The 201-nt window shown below is 43.3% G+C and carries 1 protein-coding gene; it reads left to right on the forward strand.

The window, feature by feature from the left end; translation table 11 throughout:
- A partial coding sequence (locus Q0779_RS23975; protein WP_298776785.1) for a hypothetical protein occupies positions 1–201 on the forward strand: 201 nt, incomplete at both ends.

A 201-nucleotide genomic window follows, 5' to 3' on the forward strand; every position in this document is an offset into this window, starting at 1 on the left:
TCAAATAGGCGGAATTAAGCAGGCGGTGGTAATAGACCGCCAACATGCGAGCCATGGTCAACACATAAACAACCAGAATGAAAATAATCACTATCTTGCGGCTTATGTGGTGACCAATATTGACGGTGGTGAGATTGAGTCAAAGGCGTTTATTGACACTATTCGTCAGCAGTTAACGACGATGTTGCCAGATTATATGCA

The sequence above is a fragment of the uncultured Shewanella sp. genome, from assembly GCF_947491715.1.
Classification (GTDB): Bacteria; Pseudomonadota; Gammaproteobacteria; order Enterobacterales; family Shewanellaceae; genus Shewanella.